General features: G+C 46.3%; 25 protein-coding genes. 3 read left to right on the top strand and 22 right to left on the bottom strand.

The window, feature by feature from the left end; all coding sequences use genetic code 11:
• Positions 1–209 precede the first annotated feature (209 nt).
• The 13 genes from pdxJ to rpoE all read right to left on the bottom strand — a co-directional run bounded on the left by pdxJ (position 210) and on the right by rpoE (position 11,149).
• Positions 210–938 (bottom strand): pyridoxine 5'-phosphate synthase, encoded by a 729-nt coding sequence (gene pdxJ, locus AC4IE7_RS08695; protein WP_490776434.1) that lies wholly within the window; start codon positions 936–938, stop codon positions 210–212.
• Between the two features lie 130 nt (positions 939–1,068).
• Positions 1,069–1,776: a DNA repair protein RecO gene (gene recO / locus AC4IE7_RS08690; protein ID WP_490776433.1), complete on the bottom strand. Its 708-nt coding sequence runs from the start codon at positions 1,774–1,776 to the stop codon at positions 1,069–1,071.
• Positions 1,777–1,866: 90 nt separating this feature from the next.
• Positions 1,867–2,763: a GTPase Era gene (gene era, locus AC4IE7_RS08685; protein ID WP_490776432.1), complete on the bottom strand. Its 897-nt coding sequence runs from the start codon at positions 2,761–2,763 to the stop codon at positions 1,867–1,869.
• The gene (rnc, locus tag AC4IE7_RS08680) at positions 2,756–3,433 is read right to left on the bottom strand and encodes a ribonuclease III (RefSeq protein WP_490776431.1); all 678 of its coding nucleotides are present in this window, start codon (positions 3,431–3,433) and stop codon (positions 2,756–2,758) included. Before rnc ends, era begins: the two co-directional genes overlap by 8 nt.
• Positions 3,430–3,804, bottom strand: a complete 375-nt coding sequence (locus AC4IE7_RS08675) for a DUF4845 domain-containing protein (protein WP_490776430.1) — start codon at positions 3,802–3,804, stop codon at positions 3,430–3,432. The genes rnc and AC4IE7_RS08675 overlap by 4 nt, the downstream gene beginning before the upstream one ends.
• A gap of 155 nt (positions 3,805–3,959) precedes the next feature.
• Complete coding sequence (gene lepB, locus AC4IE7_RS08670; protein WP_490776429.1) at positions 3,960–4,808, bottom strand: signal peptidase I; 849 nt, start codon at positions 4,806–4,808, stop codon at positions 3,960–3,962.
• A gap of 64 nt (positions 4,809–4,872) precedes the next feature.
• The gene (gene lepA, locus AC4IE7_RS08665) at positions 4,873–6,678 is read right to left on the bottom strand and encodes a translation elongation factor 4 (RefSeq protein ID WP_490776428.1); all 1,806 of its coding nucleotides are present in this window, start codon (positions 6,676–6,678) and stop codon (positions 4,873–4,875) included.
• A gap of 94 nt (positions 6,679–6,772) precedes the next feature.
• Positions 6,773–7,015 carry a glutaredoxin family protein gene (locus AC4IE7_RS08660; RefSeq protein WP_490776427.1) on the bottom strand — a complete coding sequence of 81 codons (243 nt, stop codon included), beginning with the start codon at positions 7,013–7,015 and terminating at the stop codon, positions 6,773–6,775.
• Positions 7,008–8,447, bottom strand: a complete 1,440-nt coding sequence (locus tag AC4IE7_RS08655) for a DegQ family serine endoprotease (RefSeq protein ID WP_490776426.1) — start codon at positions 8,445–8,447, stop codon at positions 7,008–7,010. Before AC4IE7_RS08655 ends, AC4IE7_RS08660 begins: the two co-directional genes overlap by 8 nt.
• A 58-nt stretch (positions 8,448–8,505) precedes the next feature.
• Entirely contained in the window at positions 8,506–8,976 is a 471-nt protein-coding gene (locus AC4IE7_RS08650) for a SoxR reducing system RseC family protein (protein WP_490776425.1), read from the bottom strand.
• A complete protein-coding gene (locus AC4IE7_RS08645; protein ID WP_490776424.1) occupies positions 8,973–9,962 on the bottom strand; it encodes a MucB/RseB C-terminal domain-containing protein in 990 nt (329 codons plus the stop codon). Before AC4IE7_RS08645 ends, AC4IE7_RS08650 begins: the two co-directional genes overlap by 4 nt.
• An 18-nt stretch (positions 9,963–9,980) precedes the next feature.
• Entirely contained in the window at positions 9,981–10,553 is a 573-nt protein-coding gene (locus tag AC4IE7_RS08640) for a sigma-E factor negative regulatory protein (protein WP_490776423.1), read from the bottom strand.
• Positions 10,554–10,570: 17 nt separating this feature from the next.
• Positions 10,571–11,149, bottom strand: coding sequence for an RNA polymerase sigma factor RpoE (gene rpoE / locus AC4IE7_RS08635; RefSeq protein ID WP_490776422.1), 579 nt, complete (start codon positions 11,147–11,149; stop codon positions 10,571–10,573).
• 200 nt (positions 11,150–11,349) lie between these two features.
• Between rpoE and nadB the strand changes: the two genes are divergently transcribed.
• Complete coding sequence (nadB, locus tag AC4IE7_RS08630) at positions 11,350–12,972, top strand: L-aspartate oxidase (RefSeq protein ID WP_490776421.1); 1,623 nt, start codon at positions 11,350–11,352, stop codon at positions 12,970–12,972.
• Here the strand turns inward: nadB and AC4IE7_RS08625 are convergent.
• Positions 12,957–13,406 (bottom strand): protein YgfX, encoded by a 450-nt coding sequence (locus tag AC4IE7_RS08625; protein ID WP_490776420.1) that lies wholly within the window; start codon positions 13,404–13,406, stop codon positions 12,957–12,959. The two genes, nadB and AC4IE7_RS08625, sit on opposite strands and share 16 nt — an antisense overlap.
• 96 nt (positions 13,407–13,502) lie before the next feature.
• The gene (locus AC4IE7_RS08620) at positions 13,503–14,648 is read right to left on the bottom strand and encodes an LbtU family siderophore porin (RefSeq protein WP_490776419.1); all 1,146 of its coding nucleotides are present in this window, start codon (positions 14,646–14,648) and stop codon (positions 13,503–13,505) included.
• A 576-nt stretch (positions 14,649–15,224) separates the two neighbouring features.
• Between AC4IE7_RS08620 and AC4IE7_RS08615 the strand changes: the two genes are divergently transcribed.
• Together AC4IE7_RS08615 and AC4IE7_RS08610 are read left to right on the top strand one after the other, a co-directional pair.
• The gene (locus AC4IE7_RS08615; RefSeq protein ID WP_490776418.1) at positions 15,225–16,337 is read left to right on the top strand and encodes a hypothetical protein; all 1,113 of its coding nucleotides are present in this window, start codon (positions 15,225–15,227) and stop codon (positions 16,335–16,337) included.
• 84 nt (positions 16,338–16,421) lie between these two features.
• Entirely contained in the window at positions 16,422–16,970 is a 549-nt protein-coding gene (locus AC4IE7_RS08610; protein ID WP_490776417.1) for a helix-turn-helix transcriptional regulator, read from the top strand.
• Positions 16,971–16,992: 22 nt separating this feature from the next.
• Here the strand turns inward: AC4IE7_RS08610 and AC4IE7_RS08605 are convergent, their stop codons facing one another.
• The 7 genes from AC4IE7_RS08605 to AC4IE7_RS08575 all read right to left on the bottom strand — a co-directional run bounded on the left by AC4IE7_RS08605 (position 16,993) and on the right by AC4IE7_RS08575 (position 21,139).
• The gene (locus tag AC4IE7_RS08605) at positions 16,993–18,261 is read right to left on the bottom strand and encodes a sensor histidine kinase (protein WP_490776416.1); all 1,269 of its coding nucleotides are present in this window, start codon (positions 18,259–18,261) and stop codon (positions 16,993–16,995) included.
• Positions 18,262–18,393: 132 nt separating this feature from the next.
• Positions 18,394–18,522, bottom strand: coding sequence for a hypothetical protein (locus tag AC4IE7_RS08600; protein WP_490776415.1), 129 nt, complete (start codon positions 18,520–18,522; stop codon positions 18,394–18,396).
• 59 nt (positions 18,523–18,581) lie between these two features.
• Complete coding sequence (locus AC4IE7_RS08595; protein ID WP_490776414.1) at positions 18,582–19,250, bottom strand: response regulator transcription factor; 669 nt, start codon at positions 19,248–19,250, stop codon at positions 18,582–18,584.
• Between the two features lie 2 nt (positions 19,251–19,252).
• Positions 19,253–19,540, bottom strand: a complete 288-nt coding sequence (locus tag AC4IE7_RS08590; RefSeq protein ID WP_490776413.1) for a PepSY domain-containing protein — start codon at positions 19,538–19,540, stop codon at positions 19,253–19,255.
• 24 nt (positions 19,541–19,564) lie between these two features.
• Positions 19,565–20,158 (bottom strand): diheme cytochrome c, encoded by a 594-nt coding sequence (locus AC4IE7_RS08585; RefSeq protein WP_490776412.1) that lies wholly within the window; start codon positions 20,156–20,158, stop codon positions 19,565–19,567.
• 14 nt (positions 20,159–20,172) lie between these two features.
• Complete coding sequence (locus tag AC4IE7_RS08580) at positions 20,173–20,571, bottom strand: DUF1924 domain-containing protein (protein ID WP_490776411.1); 399 nt, start codon at positions 20,569–20,571, stop codon at positions 20,173–20,175.
• Positions 20,572–20,575: 4 nt separating this feature from the next.
• Positions 20,576–21,139 carry a cytochrome b/b6 domain-containing protein gene (locus tag AC4IE7_RS08575; RefSeq protein WP_490776410.1) on the bottom strand — a complete coding sequence of 188 codons (564 nt, stop codon included), beginning with the start codon at positions 21,137–21,139 and terminating at the stop codon, positions 20,576–20,578.
• Positions 21,140–21,697: the final 558 nt, after the last annotated feature.

The following is a 21,697-nucleotide window of genomic DNA, read 5'->3' as shown; positions in this document are numbered from 1 at the left end:
CCTGCGGGAAGCCACTCAAGCCACGATTGCGGCGTTGCACCCCTTGGTAAGGGAACAACCATTACCTGCGGGCTGCGCCTTGCACTCGCGGCTTGAGTGGCTTTCTAAATGCACGCTTTATATAGGACACTACACTAGAATCTGCAGTTGAGCATGGATTAGTGGTAAATATCAGCATTGAGTTACAGCCTGTTAACACTAATTTATTGTCATCTTGCCATTAGGTTCTTCATCTCCCGAACCGCCTGATCCAGACCAGTGAAGAGTGCCCGACAAATAATTGAGTGACCAATGTTCAACTCTGTTATGCCTTCAATGGCCACAACTGATGCCACGTTGTGATAATCAAGGCCATGTCCTGCATTCACTTGAAGTCCCAGACTGTTTCCATACTCAACAGCATCTACTATCCGTTTCAATTCAGTTTTTTGTGAAGCATCATGGCCTGCGTCAGCATAGTGTCCAGTATGAATCTCGACAACTTCTGCACCAGATGCCTTAGCTGCATCCAACTGCTTGAAATCGGCATCGATAAAGAGTGAAACACGAATCCCGGCTTCCTTCAGTTCACTACAATAGTCGGTCATGTAGTCAATGTTTGAAGCAACATCGAGCCCACCCTCGGTTGTTAACTCTTCACGTTTTTCTGGCACCAGGCAACAATCATGAGGTTGAAAGCGGGTTGCAATAGCAGCCATCTCTGGCGTCGCGGCCATCTCCAGGTTCATCCTTGTCTGCAAAAGATCTGTCAGAATCTCTACATCTCTATCCTGGATATGACGTCTGTCCTCGCGCAAATGCAGTGTTATGGCATTCGCACCCGCTTGTTCAGCCACCAGCGCAGCCTGTACAGGCTCAGGATAACGAGTTCCACGTGCTTGGCGCAATGTTGCAATATGATCAATATTGACCCCGAGTAACATTACATTTTTACCCATTTCTATACCTTTAATTCGATTACCGAAAGAGACAAATTTTTCGCCTTTGCGGTAAGCATATCTTATATGCCCTGATACTCAAATATATCCTTTGTCCATAATAGACAATCAAATATTTTGACCTGGAATTTCAGCCGGTAGGACCAATAAAAAGCTCTCTGCTCTTTAGAGGTTTGTCTCCCAGATAGTGTGACAGCACGAATCGCATTAATCGCTTTGCCTCATTTGCACTCTGTTTGTCCAGGGATTCACGTTGTTGCAGAGAAATTAATGTTCGACCATGTATTTTGAATCCCGGTTTATCAGATTGAGATAAAATTGGACCATGCTCAACAAAATACTCATAGAGCAGATCACTTTCCACTGGATCTCCTGTATCCGCGGTATGATCCAATAACAAGCCATAACCCAATTCAGTTAACAGCTCTATTTCAAATTCCCTCAGTATCTGATCCATGGCTTCTTCAGAGGCCAGGCGTGCCAGATTTTCGCAATAGTGCAGATAGAGAGAGGGATAAGGGTCTCCCCTTTCGATCAACCTCATGACTAATTCGTTGAGATAGAATCCGCAAAATATGCGGTCACCTGTGAGTTGGAAAGGGTGGCCATCATGCTCAACATCGGTGAGACTCTTTACCTCTCCACGTCCACTCAGAGAGATGCGCAAAGGAGAAAAGGGTTGCAGCAAAATAGCTTTGGTGGAACGACCGGATTTAGCGCCTCTGGATATAGCTGGCAAGCGACCCTCTGTAGGCGTAAACAACTCCAGTAGTAAACTGGAGTTTTGGTAGTCGCGCCTATGTAGTACGAAAGCAGGTGTTAATTCAATACGGGACATCTATGATGTCTCAAATATATCCGGTTGCTTTGTTATACCGGGTAGTAATCTTTATCGCCCACTACCCAGCAGACCAATAAGAGAAGAGAACTACTCTCCGTATCCGAGCCTGACCAATGCAGCCTCATCACTGGACCAGCTCTTTTTAACCTTGACCCAAAGTTCAAGGTGTACCTTACAGTCAAAGAAGGTCTGCATTGCTTTTCTAGCCTGTGTTGCAACCTCTTTCAAGGCCAGACCATCCTTACCGATAATTATGCCTTTCTGACCAGGCTTCTCAACCCATATCACCCCATTGATGCGATAGAGTCCGGATTGCTCTTCAAATCGTTCGATCTCAACTGAGACTGCGTATGGCAACTCTTTGGCATAGCGTCTGGTGATCTGTTCACGAATCAATTCAGCAGCGAAAAACTTTTCAGGTCTATCAGTCAACTGATCGTCCGGATAGACATTCTCACCTTCTGGAAGTGCCTTTAAGACCACCTCTTCGAGGGTTTCAAGATTACGCCCGTTTCTGGCTGATGATGGTATGATTTCCAGGAAGTCGAATCGTTCTGACAGTTCAGACAAATAGGGTAGCAACGCCTCTTTCTGCTTGATCAGATCAACTTTATTAACCACGGCAATGGCAGGAATACCACTCTCCTTGACCAGACTCAGTACCTTTTCATCCTCTTTTGTCCAACGTAATGCCTCCACAACGAAGATAAGAAGATCAACGCCAGTCAAAGCTGTTTTTGCTGTGCGATTCAGATAGCGATTCATCGCATTGTCGCTACGCTCATGAATACCAGGTGTATCGACATAGATAACCTGTCCACCACTGAGACTATTCACACCCAATATGGTATGACGTGTGGTTTGTGCCTTATGCGATGTGATAGCCAACCGAATTCCAAGGATTCGATTCAGTAAGGTGGATTTACCCACATTTGGGCGCCCCACGATTGCGGCATAACCACAGTGATTGTTTACCTTACTCATGACTCAGTTCCGTCAGCATATTCATTGCAGCATCTTGTTCAGCCTTTCTTCGGCTATTGCCCTGCCCGGTTACTTTCCTCCCAAGATCCTCGATAGCACACTCGACTTTAAAATGTTGCGCATGCGGATCACCACTCACATTCACTATTGTATAGCTTGGGAGTGAGACTTTGTTCGCCTGCAGGAACTCTTGTAGTTGGGTTTTGGGATCTTTTTGGTGGGTCTCAGGACTTAAAGTTGTTAGCCTGGTAGAAAAGACTCGCAGAATCACCGCCCTAGTCGCTTCATATCCTCCATCGAGATAGATTGCAGCAAGAACAGCTTCAAAACTATCGGCCAATATAGAGTCCCGGCTCTGTCCGCCACTGCGCAGCTCACCCTGTCCTAACTTGAGATAATCACCCAGTTTGAACTCTCTCGCCACGTCAGCAAGTGTTTCTCGCTTTACCAAAGCGGAACGCAAACGACTTAATTGACCTTCACTCGCCTCTGAAAAATGGTGGTAGAGCGCATCGGCAATAATAAAACCAAGAATTGCATCACCCAAATATTCCAGGCGTTCATTATTCTTTCCGCCTGCACTGCGATGGGTCAAGGCCTGATCTATCAACTCAGGATCATTGAAGGTGTAACCTAAATCACGACAGAATTTAGCGATATCTGCCTTCAATTCGAAGTTAACTCAACCGATTCATCAAATGTCATGACTACTTCAACGTTATAAGCAATATGGCGTCTAACCTCATATTTGATATTTACGTTAGTGCCATCACTGGAACGCTTGATAGTGATATGCTCCTTGGTCACATGTCTGATACTGTTTATATTGAGCCGCTTTAAAATCATATTACGTATTTCCACCTTCGATTTGCGCGCTGCAAATGGCTCACTCTTCACTGACTCAAGCGCTGTCTTGACCGCATAGTGATCGATATAGACAGGTACTAACTTTAGACCCACCATCACAAGAAAACCCGCAACGATTAGAATAACCAGCCAACTTATAAATGTAAGCCCGTACTGTTTCTTCATTGATTGCATATTAACTTCCTCAAATAATCTTCATTAGCGGCCCTTCAAGCCCATTCCATCGGCCACTCAGGCGTTAGCTTTACCAAACGATAGGCAACCTGCAGAATCCCACCCTTGTAGAATCTCCAGAATGTAAGTCCACTCTATCCCTGTTGAAACTATTATTAATCGATACCTTTACCCAGTCTCTCCCAGGCAATGGGAGGAAAACCACTGATATTGGAATCCCAGTTCATCCAAATTCCAAATGCCTTACCCACAAGATTCTCATCAGGCACTAATCCCCAACAGCGACTATCATTGCTGTTGTCCCGATTATCACCCATAACGAAATAATGTCCTTCAGGCACAGTTATCGGGCCCTGTCTGAGAACCTGGCACCCCATAGGTAAATCAGGCGCTAACGGATTGATTAGGATATTATGTTCAACGCCATCAAGATTCTCAACAGCTTGAACTGCACCAGTCATGCGAGTTCCACTACCTACACCGGTATATCTACCAACGAGTGTTTGAGTCATTGGTTCATTATTGATATAGAGCGTTTTATTTCGATAGTAAAGCGTATCCCCAGGTAGAGCCACTACCCGTTTGATGTAGTCAACCCAAGGCTGCTTAGGATAGCGGAATACGACCGGATCGCCCCGCTGAGGGTCTCCAAGGTCAACCACCTTTTTATTCAATACCGGCAGGCGAATGCCATAACTGAATTTATTGACCAGAATAAAATCCCCAACCAATAGGGTCGGCATCATTGAGCCAGAGGGGATACGAAATGGCTCTACCAGAAACGAACGCAGTATTAGAACGGCAAAAATCACAGGGAAGAATGACTTGGAGTATTCAACCAATATCGGCTCTTTTCTGACTACTCGGGTGCTATCATCAACCTCTTCCCCTACATCAGAAGCCAGCGCGTTGCGCTTATTGGCAAAGAAGATACTGTCTAAAAGCCAAATACCACCCGTAACCGCACTTGCGACTACAAGAAATGTTGGAAAATCAAAATTCATGGTCTACCTGCATCCTCTCCCGTTTAGTGCATTCAATTAAGGCCTGTCGACTCGTCCATCAGCCTTAATTATCCTTACCCACCTGAAGCACAGCAAGGAAGGCATCCTGCGGAATCTCCACCTTGCCTACCTGCTTCATGCGTTTTTTACCTGCCTTCTGCTTCTCCAGTAACTTACGTTTTCGGGTTATATCCCCACCATAACATTTAGCAGTTACATTCTTTCGCAGAGCCTTGACCGTTGTTCGAGCAATAATCTTACTGCCAATTGCTGCCTGGATCGCCACTTCGAACATCTGCCTGGGTATAATCTCTTTCATCTTCGAGGTCAGATCACGACCCCGGAATTGTGCTTGATCCTTGTGTACAATCAAAGATAAGGCATCAACCCGATCACCATTGATCAAAATATCGAGTTTAACCAGAGGCGCAGCCTGGAAATGGGTAAACTCATATTCAAATGAAGCATATCCTCTGCTAACCGACTTGAGTCGGTCAAAAAAGTCTAACACTACTTCATTCATCGGTATTTCGTAACTCAACTGCACCTGTCCAGCAAGGTATTGCATGTTTTTCTGGACACCACGCTTCTCGATACAAAGGGTGATTACATTACCCAGATATTCCTGCGGCACCAGGATGGTAGCCACAATAATGGGTTCACGAACCTCTTCAAATTTGCCCGGATCCGGAAGGGCTGCCGGATTTTCGATATGGATCAGTTCACCATCGTTTTTCAGTACTTGATATACCACCGATGGCGCTGTAGTGATTAAATCCAGATCGTATTCCCGCTCAAGTCGCTCCTGCACGATCTCCATATGAAGCATGCCCAGAAAACCACAGCGAAAACCGAACCCCAAGGCCTGTGAGGTTTCTGGCTCATAATGCAGTGCGGCATCGTTGAGGCGTAACTTCTGCAGGGCATCTCTCAGATCTTCGTAGTCGTCAGAACTGACTGGATAGAGGCCGGAGAATACTCTTGGGTGCATCTCCTCGAAACCGGGCAATGGAGTTTCTGCACTGCGGTTTTCCAGAGTTATGGTGTCACCGACGGGAGCACCATCAACCTCCTTGATACCGGCAATTACGTAGCCCACTTCACCAGCTTTCAATCCGGGCTGTTTTAGCTGTTTGGGGGTAAAAACACCAACCTGCTCCACCTGAAAGACCCGGCCGGTGGACATGATCTTCATCTTGTCTTTTGGCTTTATAGCACCATTGATCACCCGAATAAGGGATATGACACCAACATAGGGGTCAAACCAGGAATCGATGATCAGTGCCTGTAACGGCGCATCATAGTCCCCAGCGGGCGGTGGAATTGTGTCTACCAGTTGATCCAGAAGGTCTTTAATACCTATCCCGGTTTTAGCACTGACCCGGATAGATTCAGTGGCATCAATTCCTATGATCTCCTCAATCTCGTTTATCACCCTTTCAGGCTCAGCAGAGGGCAGATCTATTTTGTTGAGTACCGGTAGAACCTCCAGCCCCTGCTCAATCGCTGTGTAGCAATTTGCCACACTCTGAGCCTCAACACCCTGAGCGGCATCCACAACCAGCAATGCACCTTCACAGGCTGCCAGAGAACGGGATACTTCATAGGAGAAGTCTACATGTCCTGGGGTATCGATAAAATTGAGCAGGTAGGTTTCACCATCTTTAGCCAGATATTCCAGAGTTACACTCTGAGCCTTGATCGTGATACCCCGCTCCCGTTCAAGATCCATGGAATCGCACACCTGGTCGCCCATCTCACGGTCGCTCAAACCACCACAGGTCTGGATAAATCGATCAGCAATAGTAGATTTACCATGATCGATATGGGCAATGATGGAGAAGTTACGGATATGTTGCAGATCAGCCATAAAGCCTTATGTCGCTACTGAAAAAATGAGAAACGCCCCGTTTCGGGGCGTTTCAACGAATACGTGTTGCCACAGAGTCGCAGATGATAGCAAATCATAGGGCGCGCAAATAGCTCAGAAGTCGTGAACGGTCGAGATAGTGTTCACTGAGGGAGATTCCACCGGGCCCTTCCAGGCAGGGTATGCGGAGACGATAATCCTCCCTGATTTGAGGATTCCGGTCGATATCAACCATTGTGAGCTCAAATTTCTGTGCCTCATTGATCGCTTCAAGCTCCTGCCACATCTCATCACAGAGATGGCATCCCTGCCGGTGATAGAAGGTTAATTCAACCATTTCCAGGCACATGCAGGGCCAGGAAAATCGGGCCTGTGTTGCGATGCACAAGCAATGCTACGGTTTTTTCACCGGGTAACTCTTTTACCAATCGGTTGAAATGATCCACACCCTCAATATCGACATTATTAATCATGGAAATTACATCACCCTGCTGTATGCCTGCTTCACGGGCAGCCTGACCGGTTACGGATTCGACCACTACACCACGACGGGAAGTAAGGTTCTGCTGCTTTTTCAGTTGCTCGCTCACGCTCGAGACCATTAGCCCAAGACGGTTTTCCGATACTTTTGGGGCTGGATTTCTAGTCATACCCAGTTTGTCTTCGGCAGGCAGTTCCCCGATGTTAACTCTGATCTGTTTGATTTTACCCTTTCTCAAAATCTTAAGTTCTGCAGGCTTGTCGACATTACTGCGTCCAACCAATGGAGGTAGTTCTGAGGATGAACTGATGGAGGTGCCATTAAATGACAAAATTACATCACCCACCTGCAAATCTGCTTTTTCAGACGGACTCTCAGGAAGTACCCGAGCAATCAACGCCCCACGAGGATGATCCATACCAAAGCTATCAGCCAGATCCTTGGTCACATCCTGAATCAGAACGCCCAACCAGCCACGAGTAACCCGCCCACGTGTTTTCAGTTGATCAGCAACATTTATCGCCATTTCAATCGGGATAGCGAATGAAAGTCCCATAAATCCGCCTGAGCGACTATAAATCTGAGAGTTGACCCCAACCACTTCGCCTTCCATGTTGAACAGTGGCCCGCCAGAATTTCCCGGATTTATCGCAACATCGGTTTGAATGAAAGGTACGTAATTTTCACTCGGCAGGTTTCTGCCCTTGGCACTGACAATGCCTGCGGTTACTGAGTGGTCAAATCCAAAGGGGGAACCGATTGCCAATACCCACTCACCGACTCTCAGTGCATCAGAATCACCTATCTCTACCACAGGCAGATCATCAGCATTAATTTTGATCAAGGCAATATCGCTTCGCTCATCTTTACCAACCACCTCTGCAACAAACTCACGACGATCATTCATGCGTACCAATATCTCATCGGCTTCCTCTACGACGTGGTTATTGGTGAGGATATAACCGTCATCAGAAATAATGAATCCAGATCCCAAGGAGCGTTTTTGAACTTCACCCTCCGGCATACTATATCCATGATTACCAAAAAACTTACGCATCAACTCACCCAGAGGGCTACCTTCGGGCAGGCCTTGAAATTCAGGCATATTGAAAGGTGATACATCGCTCCGTGACGAAGTAGATCTGGTGCTTATATTAACCACAGAGGGTGCGTTTTGCTCGGCAAGGTCTGCAAACTGAGGTAGATCACGGGCGAACGATGACGTAGTTAGCACAAGCCCGGCAATAAGCGCCAATAGTATAAAAAACTGATATTTCTTATCTCTCATGAAACAACTCCTGGAGGAAAGAGTGATCTAACGCCCTGTAAGTGGGATATAACCAGCCTCAGACAAATTGCACAGGCACTTTATCAGCATGACGTAAAATGACGGCTTGATATCCTGAATCATGACGTTTTTTTTGAGCGAGTCCTCTAAGAAGAAAAAACCCGCTAATCAGCCCAAATAGACCACCAATAACTTGCGGGAGTTCCCCTGATGTCAGACCAAAATAATCTGCAAGTGACTGGGCCAGCATTGCAACCAAGATCATTGAGAAGAGAGGAAAAATATAGGCGAGAAATGAGATTTTCAGAAAGGCATGCTCTTGCATACCGATAATAACCTCTTCACCAGGCTTTGCAAAAACAGTATTGCGAACTTTCAGATGAAAGTAACGACGCTTGAAAAGTCCTGCCAAAACCGTCGTGCTGCAACTGCCTTGGCTTTGGCAAGAGCCACATGAAGCACGCTGCTCGGTCTCAACAAATGCGAATTCCCCATCAACCCGCATGACCCTGGCGGTCTCCTCAATCATTTGATTGCCTTTAACTTCATCCCCTGAACCACACCTAGCAGGGTGACTGCCGGCACTTCACCAACAGCGGTTACCTGATACCCTGAGACATCGCCGCCCCAGGCATTGATGGCACCTAATCTTGAAACGCCACTAAAGGCCTCATCTCTGGACTCAGCTTCGATGAACACAGATAACGAACCCAGTCCATCGCTAAAAACATACTGTTCAATCGGGGTGCTTTGGGTGGGATCATGCAACTGATGCTGCATACTGAGTCTAAAGCCCGCGGGAAGGCGTAGAAAATCCCATCGACTGTCAGTCTCATGGGAGAGATTAATCCCTTCACTATTTTTCAGACGATAGGTAAAAAGAGACTCTCTCTGATGCAATTCACTGATTTGTGCGACCCCAATCTGCAGGTTGGTGAACATGGTCTGTTCAACTGCATCACCATGTTCATTCATCAAGTCTGATTTCAGTGGTAAACCGCTCTCAGTATCTAGGTAGAAGCGATAGCCATAACGTAAACGGTCGTTGGGCATGATCACCACAACTTGGGCTTTGCGATTGGCAATCCGATCTTTACCCGCCATTTGGAAACTATAGTGATCTTTCAACTGAGTGAGATCTTGAGGAAGAATATCCAGAAATTTTTTACTAGGTGACCGCTTATCGACGGATACTTCGTTGCTATCAGGCAGGACACAGGTGACCGATTCCTCGTCGCGTATCACCTCTCGTGGGGCACCATTCAGAGACATCAGGCTCTCTCTTACTTTATCGCCTTTTACCTCATGGGCGATATTCATAATTTCAAGCTGATTATCATGAAGGTAGACAAATGTGCCCTGATAGTTCAGTTTTTGCACTGCCTCCATCATCCGCTCCAACCAATCTTTGGGTGTGAGCTCTTCACTGGCGAAGAGCGGCTGGCAGAGCGACAGCATCAAGTAGAAGAGAAAAGTCCGATAAATCACAGCATGATTAGTAGGTGAAAAACTCATCCAGTCGACTCTGAAGTGTTATTGCTTGTTTTCATCATAACTGACGAAATTGGCAAAAGGCATGATGCCCTTTATGTTACTCGATGGAGATCTTTCCTGGTGATTCACCAGATAACTATTGAGCCGGGACTCAACCTCAGGTTTCTTGAGCAGTTCCCAGCGAGTACCGTCTTCAGCAACATACAGGGTTTGGGTGTTCGGTTGTTGAGCCGCTGCGACACTGACCTGCGGCGCTTCCGATCCTACCGGATTGATCATTTGTGGTGCCATCACCACGGCTACAGCAGCCAATGAGGCGGCAACAGCCAAACCGGTATAGGTGCGTTTTTTCAGATGTCCGGGTCGCTTGATTGCCCCTGGAGCTAAAACAACAGGTTCCTCTTCGATCTTCTTGCTGATGGCCTGCGCCAACTTTGAATCATACAGGGAACCGGTCTCGCCACGCATGGAGTCTCCGATCAGATGATATCTGGACCAAAGGTCACGATTAGCCTGACTGTTAGATAACTTCTTAATTTCTAACGGAATATCATCTTCAGCAATTTCGTTATCAACTAGCGCTGATAGTCTTTCATACTCTTGATCAGTCATTTGTGCTATGCCTGAATTTAGGGTTTCAGTAATGGACTCAGTTTTTTGTCAATCGCTTCTCGAGCTCTGAAGATACGGGAGCGTACCGTGCCTACAGGGCAAGACATTGCATTGGCAATCTCTTCATAGCTCATACCTTCAAGCTCTCTCAATACAATTGCAGTTCGAAGGTCTTCCGGTAAATCATCGATCGCCTTCTGAACCGTCATCGTAATCTCTTCAGTCAACACGTGGTTTTCCGGAGTACCTGTCTCCTTTAGACGCACGCCAACATCCATTTGTTCAGCCACTTCCGCCTCAACATCGTCTGAGGGGGGGCGTCTTCCCTGGGCAACGAGATAGTTTTTCGCTGTATTTATGGCAATACGGTATAGCCATGTATAAAAAGCGCTGTCGCCCCGAAACTTGGGAATGGCCCGGTAGGCCTTGATAAAGGCTTCCTGGGTCACATCCAACACCTCGTGAGGATCCCGGATATAGCGGGAGATCAGATTGGTGATTTTCTGCTGATACTTCAGCACCAGCAGGTCAAACGCCTTTTTGTCACCCTGTTGAACTCTAGCAACGAGTTCCTGATCAATTAACCGCTCGCCCATCCGGGCACTTACCTCCTCGTGACCAACACATCCTGTGCACAGTCCCATTGACAGTGATAGTTTCGATTAGTTCTCGCAATTCCAGCTTAAATTGATCAATATCATTTTGAAGATGCATAGTTTCAACCTGACACCGATTTAAGCTAGGATGCATTACAACTGGAACCGCATTATCACCATAACGACCCTACCCCGCAAATATGACGACAGATCACGAGCATGATGTACTTATCGTAGGCAGCGGAGCTGCCGGACTCAGCCTTGCCCTCCATCTTGACGAAAACCTGAAAATTGCGGTGATCTCCAAGAAGGAACTGGAGGAGACCAACACCTACTATGCTCAAGGGGGCATCTCTGTAGTGTTGGATGAAGAGGACAGCATCGCCTCTCATGTCAAAGACACCTTGGATGCGGGAGCTGGACTGTGCGATGAGAAGACGGTGCAGCTGGTGGTGGAAAAAGGCCCCTCGAATATTGACTGGCTACTTAAGGGGGGCGTCAATTTTACCCGGGATGATAACTCTGCAACCAGCGGCGGGTATCACTTGACCCAGGAGGGTGGACATTCCCATCGAAGAGTCATTCATGCTGCGGATGCCACAGGCAGGGAGGTAGAAACCACCTTGCAGAGTCAGGTCAAGGCTCGCAGCAACATCGAAATCTTTGAACACCATATCGCAATCGATCTGATCACCAGTGAAAAAAGTGGTGAAATAAAGCAGCAAAAGCACTGCTATGGAGCTTATGTCCTTGATCATGAAAGCAACCATGTTCAGACTTTCAGGGCACGTTTTGTCGTGTTGGCAACTGGCGGAGCAAGTAAAGTATATCTATACACAAGCAATCCTGACGTCTCAACCGGGGATGGTATCGCCATGGCCTGGCGAGCAGGCTGCAGGGTTGCCAACATGGAGTTCATCCAGTTTCACCCCACCTGCCTCTACCACCCCGAAGCCAAGAGTTTCCTTATCTCTGAAGCCGTAAGAGGTGAAGGCGGACAACTCAAACTTCCCGACGGAAGTCGTTTCATGCCACGCTTCGATAAGCGCGCTGAACTTGCTCCCAGGGATATTGTTGCCCGAGCCATTGACCATGAAATGAAACGCATTGGTGCTGATTGCCTCTATCTCGACATAAGCCACAAACCCACCGAATTTATCCAAGAGCATTTCCCAACCATCTATAATCGTTGTCTGAATTTCGGCATCGATATGTCGAAACAGGCCATTCCCGTAGTACCAGCAGCCCACTATACCTGTGGTGGTGTCATGGCTGACCACAAGGCCAGAACAGATATTGCAGGTCTCTATGTGGTGGGAGAAAGTGCCTATACCGGCCTGCATGGTGCCAATCGCATGGCCAGCAATTCCCTACTTGAGTGCTTGGTTTTCGCCGAACTGGCAGCTAAAGATATCCATGAACTGGCGCCTGTTACGCCGCAACCTCCGACAATACCTCCCTGGGACGAAAGTCGGGTGACAGAACCTGATGAAGAGGTGGTTGTATCCCATAACTGGGATGAGTTGCGCCATTTCATGTGGGATTATGTCGGCATAGTAAGGAGCAACAAGCGTCTGGTACGCGCCCGTCGCCGAGTAGACCTGTTACAACGGGAAATCGTAGAGTACTACAGTAACTTCAGGGTCAGTATGGATCTGCTGGAACTGAGAAACCTGGTTGATGTAGCTGACATGATTATCCGTTCTGCTCAGTGCCGCCGTGAAAGCCGGGGGCTCCATTTCACCTTGGATTTCCCATATCGGGACGACCGGGTGCAGAATAAACCGACAATCCTGATTCCAGAGGCCTACTCTCCTTTTTGATGAAACGATCCGTGATTTAATAATATTCTTAAACGACGCATTTCATCTTCTGGCAGAGCATCCTGAAACAGAATCATCAATGGATGTCGCCAGCGATTTCTCACATCGAAGCGCAGTAGCACCAGCCATGGGGTAACCAAGCTGTCTGTTCGCAATTTTGCTGAAATTCGTTGCCCGTCGGTCAACAAAATCTTTGCATGTCCACTAGATTTTATATGCGCTTCAACGACCTCTATCTGAGGAATAAGCTTGTAGCCTTGTATCCGTGCATAGCCAAGCAGCAGAAGTAGAAAAACCAATGAAAATTTATAGTACCCGACAATTGGGGCAAGCGAGATTATCAAAAATGCCAGCGTATAAAGAAACAGATACCAATTGGCCAACTGCTTAGAATTACCTGGCCTTAATGTTATTGAGGGGATTGTTTTTTTCATATTTGCCGCCTCCCTGCGACTTTGACGTCACGCTATCTACACATCCCGATATGCAACTAGTGTGGTGCGTCATACTAGGGCCTGTTAACACTAAAATTAAAATTCGAATGTTACTTTTACGCCAAACCGATTTGATTCAGAAATATTAGCCTCATCATCCAGTTCAAAGTTTAAAAAATCACTCTCGTACGCAGCGCGAAGATACTCTATTGTCAAACTGGCATGTTTCCCTTCATATCTCGTGAAAGCGATACCATATTGTCGTTTTGGTTTCTCATCCAGTTCGCGACTTCCTTCATATCGAAAAGCGACCTCGATATTATACTCAGGTATGATGTGAACATATTCAGCATTCCATGCAATGGGTCTGTTTTTATGTTTCTCTAACTCTTGAAATTCTCCGGTGGCAGCAACATATTCTATTGAGACTTCGTACATTCTCCCTATCCAGAGCAGATATCCACTTACGGCTGAAACACGATCGGTATATCGATTATCGCTCTCCTCAAGTAATCTCTCATCAGCATCTGCAAGGTCAGATTGATAACTCAATCCAAGGGAGAGCATCTGTAATGGCCAGGTTTCCACTGATAGTGCCCAATCCCATTGATCATCATCACTCCATTCATTTGCACGACCTTGATAGAACGCGAGGGTCAAATCGAATTCATCACTAGGACCATACTTTAAACTAACAACCCTTCTCGACTGGGTCTCAGCAAATTCCAGCATTGGTCCCGAGACAAAATGGCTGAAATAGGTTCCAAATGGTGTGTACTGTTTACCAATCGATATCTCCCAAGGGTCATACTCAAAAGCAATAAAAGCTTCATCAGAAATGAATTTATCGATCTCTGTGTCATACTCCAATATCAATTCGGCTTCGAACAGCTCACTGGGATCCAGTATGAATCCAAATTGAAGCGAGGCCGAATCTTCACTCACATCTATATCCCGTGACAGCTCCTTGGATTTCAACACCTCATGTTGTATTTCACCTTCCAACAGAGTGGATAGGGTCAGCCACGGCGTTATCTCCCGTTGCAATCCCGCTTCCCGTTGTTCTTCCCTTGTACGATAAATTCGGCCTGAAGCCCCAATTTCATTTAGTTCTTGAATCTCCGTCTCTTCATCCTCATCATCCGCTTCAGGATCCATCTCTTCAGCAATTGCCATGGAGAGTGTCATCATCAGCATAATGGAAATAAAACCACAGCAGTGCTTAATTTTCCTCAACCTCATGCAGATTAACCTCTGTAATTCCCGGCCATCATAAAAAAAGCATATCTTGTATAAATATCCTACAAGATTTCCTGCGATTAACTGAAAATATTTCATAGTACATTTGTTATATAGAACCTGTTTCCAGCGGTCATTTACATACCCACACAAGAAAATCTGCAAATGCCAGCAGCAGTTATTGCCCTATTCACATATCTCTATCACTAAATTTTACATCACATTATCAGATAGTTAACTAGCTTCCCTCCCCTTATATAACCTTGTTTCTATATCCCCTAATCCGGAAACGGCATTAACTTAAGTCAACACATCGAAACAGCTGTCGTTGTGTATACCCACCCCTGATTTTATGGGATGACCGAAATCTTAAATTCCGAAAAAAACAGATGGGGGCACGGAACTGGAGAATTTAATCAGGATTCATGTCCTGACGATTGTGGAAAAACAGAACTGATACCGGAACTGATAGCGATATGGATTACGATGGCCAGCAGCAAAGTGGCTCTATTTAACTGCTCATCTCAAGTCATGAATGATCAGCTTCGGTCAATAATTAAATTATTAGGAGATTTAAAGATGAAAAACAGACTTCTGATGATGACCGGACTCTCTCTGGTTGCATCTTCCATGTTCACTTCGGAAGCAGTCATTGCAAATGATAGTGTTGTATCACCCTGTGTAAAAACTGCGAAATATATGTATCGTGCTTGCAGATCGGATGAGAGTGATGACTTTAAAACCAGCTTAGCGAACTGTCTGAACCTTGCTGAAGCCGGCGAAAGGCGAGCTTGTAGGAGAGAGGCACAAATGGTGCGTAAAGAGGATGCTGAATTCTGTCACGATCAGATGGATGCCAGGAGCGAAGCCTGTGAGGTGTTGAATGAACATCGATATGACTCAGATCCCCTGCTGGACCCCACATTGACCTTTCTTGACCCGGACGAGATAGATGAAAGCAATGCTAATCCCTATGTTTCTCTCGTCGCAGGTCATACCGCTGTAGTTCGAGCGGGGGAAGAGGCTGAAGAAACCGTCATCATTCATGTCACAGATGAATCAAGAGAGATTCAGGGTGTACTCTGCCGAGTTGTTGCAGATGCGGTTGTGGTTACTGAAACAGATGATGAAGATGGCTCTATTGATTATCAGCCTGTTGAGATAACGGATGACTGGTTTGCTCAGGATATCCATGGCGATGTCTACTATTGTGGAGAAATCTCGCGAAATTTTGAGGATGGGGTTCTGGTGGATATCGATGGCTCATTTGAGTCTGGCAGGGATTTTGCCAAAGCAGGACTATTGATCATGTCCATGCCACAAATAGATGTTGCCCATAGGCAGGAGTTTTCTCTAGGCGAAGCAGAAGATATTGTGCAATATGTAGACTTGGCAGCAATTCCTAATCAGGAAAATGAACTATATCCATGTTCAGATGCTGGAGGCTGTCTGATGACCTATGATTTTGCACCACTTGACCCTGAAGCCACAGAATTCAAGTACTACATACCTGGTATTGGTTTCGTTTTGGCCGAAGCAATGGAAGATGGCGAGCTGACTGGTGAGCGGGAAGAGTTGATTTGCGCTGGTGACTCCCTAGACATTCTTCATCAGCCACAATGTGGAATTGAGAATCCTGAAAAGTTGTTAGCGGAATTATGTAAACTCTCTCCAGACGCATTCTGCGAATAGAGAGCTAGCATCGGGGGATGTGGTTACAGCCTCCCCCGATAGGCATAAAACCAGCTGAAGGATAGCGACAAAAGAGATGATGAAATGAATAACATTTTCAAACAATTGGGGCATTGGAAGAGTATTCTCGCCATTGTGGGTGGCAGTGTGCTGCTTATGCTTTTGGAAATACTCGAAGACCCTGATCTCGGCTTCTGGGATATTGTTCTTGAGATGATACAACCAACGCTGATTGTCATTGTTGCTGTGGGAATGGTTCGCCTGATAGAACAGATCAATATCCAACACGAGACACAAATGCTGCTCATTAAAGATTTGGAAACTGCTCGGGTCGAAGGTATGCAGTGGCGTGGAAAAATGAGCGATTTGATCAAGGGACTCAGTGAAGGTATCGCCACCCAGTTTACTGAATGGGGTTTGACCCCTGCCGAGCGTGAGGTTGGTTTACTAATACTGAAAGGGTTGAGCTACAAAGAGATTGCCATCATACGTAACGTAAGCGAAAAAACAGTTCGACTACAGGCTCATACCATCTATCGAAAAGCAAAACTCAGTGGACGGGCTGCCCTATCGGCCTACTTTCTGGAGGATCTGCTATTGCCGTCAGAGCCTACTAATAAGACTCTGGGTTGACCAGAAACTCCTTATGGATCGCTTATACACGATTCAACACAACACGCACACGGAGTCCACCGTATTCTGGTGAGCGATCAAAATCTATCTGACCATGGTAGAGCTGAACCACATCATGGACAATCGCCAATCCCAATCCATGCCCTTCGACACTTTCATCAAGACGGCTTCCTCGCTGTGTCATACGCTTAATATCCCCCTCTTCCAGCCCCTTGCCATCGTCTTCCACAACAATCTGCATCTGCTCGGATCCTGACACGTGGCAAACAACCTGCTGATTTGCCCATTTGCATGCGTTATCCAGAAGGTTACCCAACAGTTCCAGCATATCCTCACGATCGCCAAATGGGGTACACTCCTGATCTACATGCAACGCCAGCTTTATGCCGCGACCTTGGTATATCTGTCTCAATGCTTCTATCAAGTCGTTTAAATCAACACTTGGATTGAAGCGTTGATTGATTGTTCCACCTCCTGTTAATCGAGCGCGTTTCAGCTCTCTTTCGATCAGAAGACGAATTCGATCAAGTTGCTGACTCGCTTGTTGATGTTCACTAGCCTGATGTTGTTTCTCTATCTGTTTGTCTAAATATCTGGTCAATAGATTGAGGGGGCCTTTGATTGCGTGCGCTAGATTACCTAGAGCATTACGTGAACGTTGATTACGTTTTGTAAGCAGTTGCAGTAGATGATTAACCTCCTTGACCAGAGGTGACATTTCGCTGGGCACATCTTCATTCAACAATTTCTCCTGGCCCAATGAGAGGCTATTGACATCCTCCAACAAGGGATCAAGACGACGAAATGATTGCCGAATCACTACACCCTGAACAATCAACAGAACAACCAGACCGGCAAAAGCCAATAGAGCAAAGTTCTTTATGAAAGCTTCTCGTTGTCTGTTGATTGGCAGAAGATCTTCTGCAACAGCAAGAATTAGATCCTCTCCCTGTTTCCTATAGCCATGGACCCATACCAATAGCTGCTGATCTTCAGGGCCTTGGAGATAGTGCCGTTCGCTCTGGCCAGGGTTAACCCAAGGTACAGATAGTTTAAAATCCCAGAGTGATCTAGAAGTAATTTCTCTGCCAGTTGCCTGGCGAATCAGATAGTAGTGACCTGAAAACGGTCGTTGATAGACTTGATTAATGTAGGCCGCATTGACATCGATTTCCGACTCTACAACGATCGCCCCTAGAATCGCCTCGCTGTCGTGTTCCAATCTCGAGGCAATAAAGTCTTCAGTTAATTTTTCTATAGAGCCTTCACCGAAAAACCACAGCAAAAGCATCAATAACGCCAGGCTGATGGTCAAGCCAATATGCAGACGATGTTCTATCGAGTTAAGGGCACCTCTATTAATTGCTTGTGCCCTCTGGCTTTACGGCCCGTTCAGAATCAAGGCGTGCTTTTGAAGTCATGCTTATTGCCTGTCGAAAAAGCGCAACGCAGAGTCTGGACGGGTCGTAAAGCCCCGTAGGGCACGACCTGAAGCATGCATCTGCTGGGTTGTGATGCTTGAGAATGGAACAATCATTCTGCTTCGACTCATGCCTTGCAGCTACACGCTTCAGGTCACGCAGAGAGCATAAGCAGTTAATAGAGGTGCCTTTAAGACTCAATACCGACATAGATGTAACCCTGACCACGACGGGTTTCGATTGCCTGTTTGCCTAATTTATCACGTAAACGGCGAATATAGACTTCAATCAGATTACTGTCACGATCAAAATCCTGTTCATAAACATGCTCTGTGAGCCGGGTCTTGGAGAGTATTTTTCCCTGGTTGAGAATAAAGAACCTCAACAGTCTGAATTCAGTGCCTGTGAGATCATAGCGATGTTGATCAGGTAGAATCATCTGTTGCTTCTCCTCATCGAGTTCCACGCCACCCGCCTTGAGACTGCTGCCAACCATCTCATGGCTACGACGTATCAATGCCTGAAGTCTGACAAGCAACTCTTCGAAATGAAATGGCTTTCCCAGATAATCATCCGCGCCCGCTTTAAATCCCGCCACCCGTTCATGCCAGGCATCCCGTCCAGTGAGAACAATCACTGGCGTATTATTTCCCTTGCTACGCCAGTTTTGCAACACATCGATGCCTGCGCGCTGTGGTAGCCCGAGATCTAAGATGATGAGATCGTATTCCGTTTCATCTCCCATGAATTCTGCCTCAATGCCCTGTTTTGCAAGGTCGACCGCATAACCTTGGTGCTCAAGATCCTGCTTGAGAGAAGCTGAAAGGAGTTCATCATCTTCAACCAGTAACAGACGCATACTCAATCCTCTAACTCACGCTTCAGAATCTGGCCATTGGCAGCATCGACAAGGTACTCCCATACCACACCCTGTTCATCAAGTATCTCTATTTCATATAGATATTGGGAACCTTTGCGTTCCAGCTCCACCTCAAGAACCCGCCCTTGTCGTTCAGCTTGAATAGCGTTCACAATCCCCTGCAATGGGAGAATCTCTCCAGCCTGTGTCAGGCGCCTGGCCTCTTGATAACTCTCCTCTTCATCAGCATGAGCCACAACCGATGTTATTAGCAAAGTCGAAATCAGCATTGTGCAACAAATCTTGACCATCAACTAATCATCCCATCGGCCATAACCAGGAATTTTAATCTCATGTTCATTAAATGACCCCTTTAAAGCCTGAGTATGGCAGGAATCACAATTACTGAAGCTGGTTTTCTCTCCTTTGTTCTGCAACATCCGTGGAGAAATTTCATCATGTTCATGTTTAAAAAAAGAGGTCTCAGTAATCCGCATGGGTACAGATGATGAACGAAGAGACCAGACTATTTTTTTTGACAATGCTCTATCACTGCCATCAGCTGAATTGATTTTCAGATAGTTCAAGATGTACTCCTGATCTTCATCAGTCAACTCAGCGTTTTCACCGAAATGGTCATCCAGCCCAGTCATGATCAACTGCCAGGAGGCTTCAGGTAAAAAGCCGGGTTGAAATGGAAAATGACAGCTGCCACACTCCTCAAGATAACGCTCACTTCCCAGTGAGTTCACCTGCATCGACTCAGAGTTGAACCAGCGTGAGAAGTATCCGCTACGCTCCTCATGTTCACGTTCATCCTCATGTTCGTCGCGATCGGCTAAAACCACACCGAAACCAAGTACCAATGGAGCAATCCCTAATAGTAACCAATAGTTTTGCTTTTTCACATCTCACCTCCTAATCACTGTTGCTGCAGATATTGCAGAATGTCGCCCTTTTCCTGAGCTGTACACGCCCTACCCCAGGTCCATTTGCAATTACGCTTAAACCACTTCTCAATCTTTTTCCCATCTCTCAGACGATCTGGATTAACCGATACTGACAAGGGCTCAATGGTTTTGCCTGTCTTCACATGACGCCCCGGCTTTCGCAGATCATCGCCGTGGCAGTCGTTACAAGTGCGGTTTTTGCCACTTTTTTCATCTCTTATCTTTTGCTGCCATAATATTTCACCTTGCGCAGCAGAAAATGGACCCGCCCCCATGCTTTGATAGCTGCTGAGTCTCTCTTGCAACGCATTGGCATACAGTAGAGCAGGAAAACAAAACAGGATTAATGGAATTGTGATTACTGTTTTCATAGAATCAACCTCTTTTAGTACCGGTAATCATTGAGCGCAGCAGATTTTCCTGATGCAGAAGCGAACCAAACACAACACCAGCCAAATGAAATACCACTAAGAAAAGGGTTAGATTGGCAAAGAATTCGTGAACCTCTTCAAACAGCTCTCCACCATATGGGGTATTGGAAAAAAATGGCTCAGCCAACGGACCCAATCCCTCAGCACCATAGGCCAACATGCCGGAAAATGTGGTTATCAGGAGAGATATCAGCAGAGCAACAATCATTGCGCCACCAGCAGGATTGTGGCCAATCGTGCGTTTGGCTTTAAAACTGATGAGATCCTTAAGGTAATCCAGCACCTTGCCAGGAGAGACTACAAAATCACTGAATCGAGCATAGCGTGTCCCAACCATGCCCCAAACAATACGCAGCGAAACCAGAATGGCAATTAAGTAACCGGCATAGACATGCAGGGTCATCAACTCGTCTTCCGTCACCCAGGTGACTAAAAACGAACCCACCAGTGTCCAATGAAAAAGGCGTACGAAGGGATCCCAAACTTTAATCTCGCGCTTTTTTCTCATCTTCAATCTCTCTGTTTAGCTATTTGATGGTAAGCATGACTGAAGAAAATGAAATCAAGCTGAAAATAGAAAAATTATTTGAAACCAGATCGAATTGAATGAGTCAGTTGAAATTATGTAGGGTTGAAAAAACGGAAAATTGGTGGTTCTGTTCATGGCGTGGCAGGAACAAATCCTGTATTACGAGCTCAATATGTTTCTACCGTAGGGTGGGGCCATGCCCCACCATTTAGCCTAGGCGATAGTATAAAACCATCTAGATTTTCAATCGCGACCCAGTCATATCTTCCGCTAGCAGTGAACGCTTAACACCATATGGTGGGGCATGGCCCCACCCTACTGAAACGCAAAGTTGGCACTCAATATCATGCTGAAGTTTGTGACGGGGACAAATCCTGCATTACAAGCTCAATATGTTTCTACCGTAGGGTGGGGCCATGCCCCACCATTTAGCCTAGGCGATAGTATAAAACCGTCTAGATTTTCAATCGCGACCCAGTCATATCTTCCGCTAGCAGTGAACGCTTAACACCATTTGGTGGGGCATGGCCCCACCCT

It is taken from the genome of Candidatus Thiodiazotropha sp. AKAK3, from assembly GCF_058244645.1.
The sequence above is the reverse complement of the archived record's forward strand: the minus strand, read 5'-3'. Positions and strand labels throughout refer to the sequence as shown.

Coding starts and splice junctions, on each gene's coding strand:
- pdxJ (WP_490776434.1), bottom strand. CDS start 938: ATGGGTAAAAATGTAATGTTACTCGGGGTCAATATTGATCATATTGCA.
- recO (WP_490776433.1), bottom strand. CDS start 1,776: ATGTCCCGTATTGAATTAACACCTGCTTTCGTACTACATAGGCGCGAC.
- era (WP_490776432.1), bottom strand. CDS start 2,763: ATGAGTAAGGTAAACAATCACTGTGGTTATGCCGCAATCGTGGGGCGC.
- AC4IE7_RS08675 (WP_490776430.1), bottom strand. CDS start 3,804: ATGCAATCAATGAAGAAACAGTACGGGCTTACATTTATAAGTTGGCTG.
- lepB (WP_490776429.1), bottom strand. CDS start 4,808: ATGAATTTTGATTTTCCAACATTTCTTGTAGTCGCAAGTGCGGTTACG.
- lepA (WP_490776428.1), bottom strand. CDS start 6,678: ATGGCTGATCTGCAACATATCCGTAACTTCTCCATCATTGCCCATATC.
- AC4IE7_RS08660 (WP_490776427.1), bottom strand. CDS start 7,015: ATGGTTGAATTAACCTTCTATCACCGGCAGGGATGCCATCTCTGTGAT.
- AC4IE7_RS08655 (WP_490776426.1), bottom strand. CDS start 8,447: ATGAGAGATAAGAAATATCAGTTTTTTATACTATTGGCGCTTATTGCC.
- AC4IE7_RS08650 (WP_490776425.1), bottom strand. CDS start 8,976: ATGATTGAGGAGACCGCCAGGGTCATGCGGGTTGATGGGGAATTCGCA.
- AC4IE7_RS08645 (WP_490776424.1), bottom strand. CDS start 9,962: ATGAGTTTTTCACCTACTAATCATGCTGTGATTTATCGGACTTTTCTC.
- AC4IE7_RS08640 (WP_490776423.1), bottom strand. CDS start 10,553: ATGACTGATCAAGAGTATGAAAGACTATCAGCGCTAGTTGATAACGAA.
- rpoE (WP_490776422.1), bottom strand. CDS start 11,149: ATGGGCGAGCGGTTAATTGATCAGGAACTCGTTGCTAGAGTTCAACAG.
- nadB (WP_490776421.1), top strand. CDS start 11,350: ATGACGACAGATCACGAGCATGATGTACTTATCGTAGGCAGCGGAGCT.
- AC4IE7_RS08625 (WP_490776420.1), bottom strand. CDS start 13,406: ATGAAAAAAACAATCCCCTCAATAACATTAAGGCCAGGTAATTCTAAG.
- AC4IE7_RS08620 (WP_490776419.1), bottom strand. CDS start 14,648: ATGAGGTTGAGGAAAATTAAGCACTGCTGTGGTTTTATTTCCATTATG.
- AC4IE7_RS08615 (WP_490776418.1), top strand. CDS start 15,225: ATGAAAAACAGACTTCTGATGATGACCGGACTCTCTCTGGTTGCATCT.
- AC4IE7_RS08610 (WP_490776417.1), top strand. CDS start 16,422: ATGAATAACATTTTCAAACAATTGGGGCATTGGAAGAGTATTCTCGCC.
- AC4IE7_RS08605 (WP_490776416.1), bottom strand. CDS start 18,261: ATGCTTTTGCTGTGGTTTTTCGGTGAAGGCTCTATAGAAAAATTAACT.
- AC4IE7_RS08600 (WP_490776415.1), bottom strand. CDS start 18,522: ATGAGTCGAAGCAGAATGATTGTTCCATTCTCAAGCATCACAACCCAG.
- AC4IE7_RS08595 (WP_490776414.1), bottom strand. CDS start 19,250: ATGCGTCTGTTACTGGTTGAAGATGATGAACTCCTTTCAGCTTCTCTC.
- AC4IE7_RS08590 (WP_490776413.1), bottom strand. CDS start 19,540: ATGCTGATTTCGACTTTGCTAATAACATCGGTTGTGGCTCATGCTGAT.
- AC4IE7_RS08580 (WP_490776411.1), bottom strand. CDS start 20,571: ATGAAAACAGTAATCACAATTCCATTAATCCTGTTTTGTTTTCCTGCT.
- AC4IE7_RS08575 (WP_490776410.1), bottom strand. CDS start 21,139: ATGAGAAAAAAGCGCGAGATTAAAGTTTGGGATCCCTTCGTACGCCTT.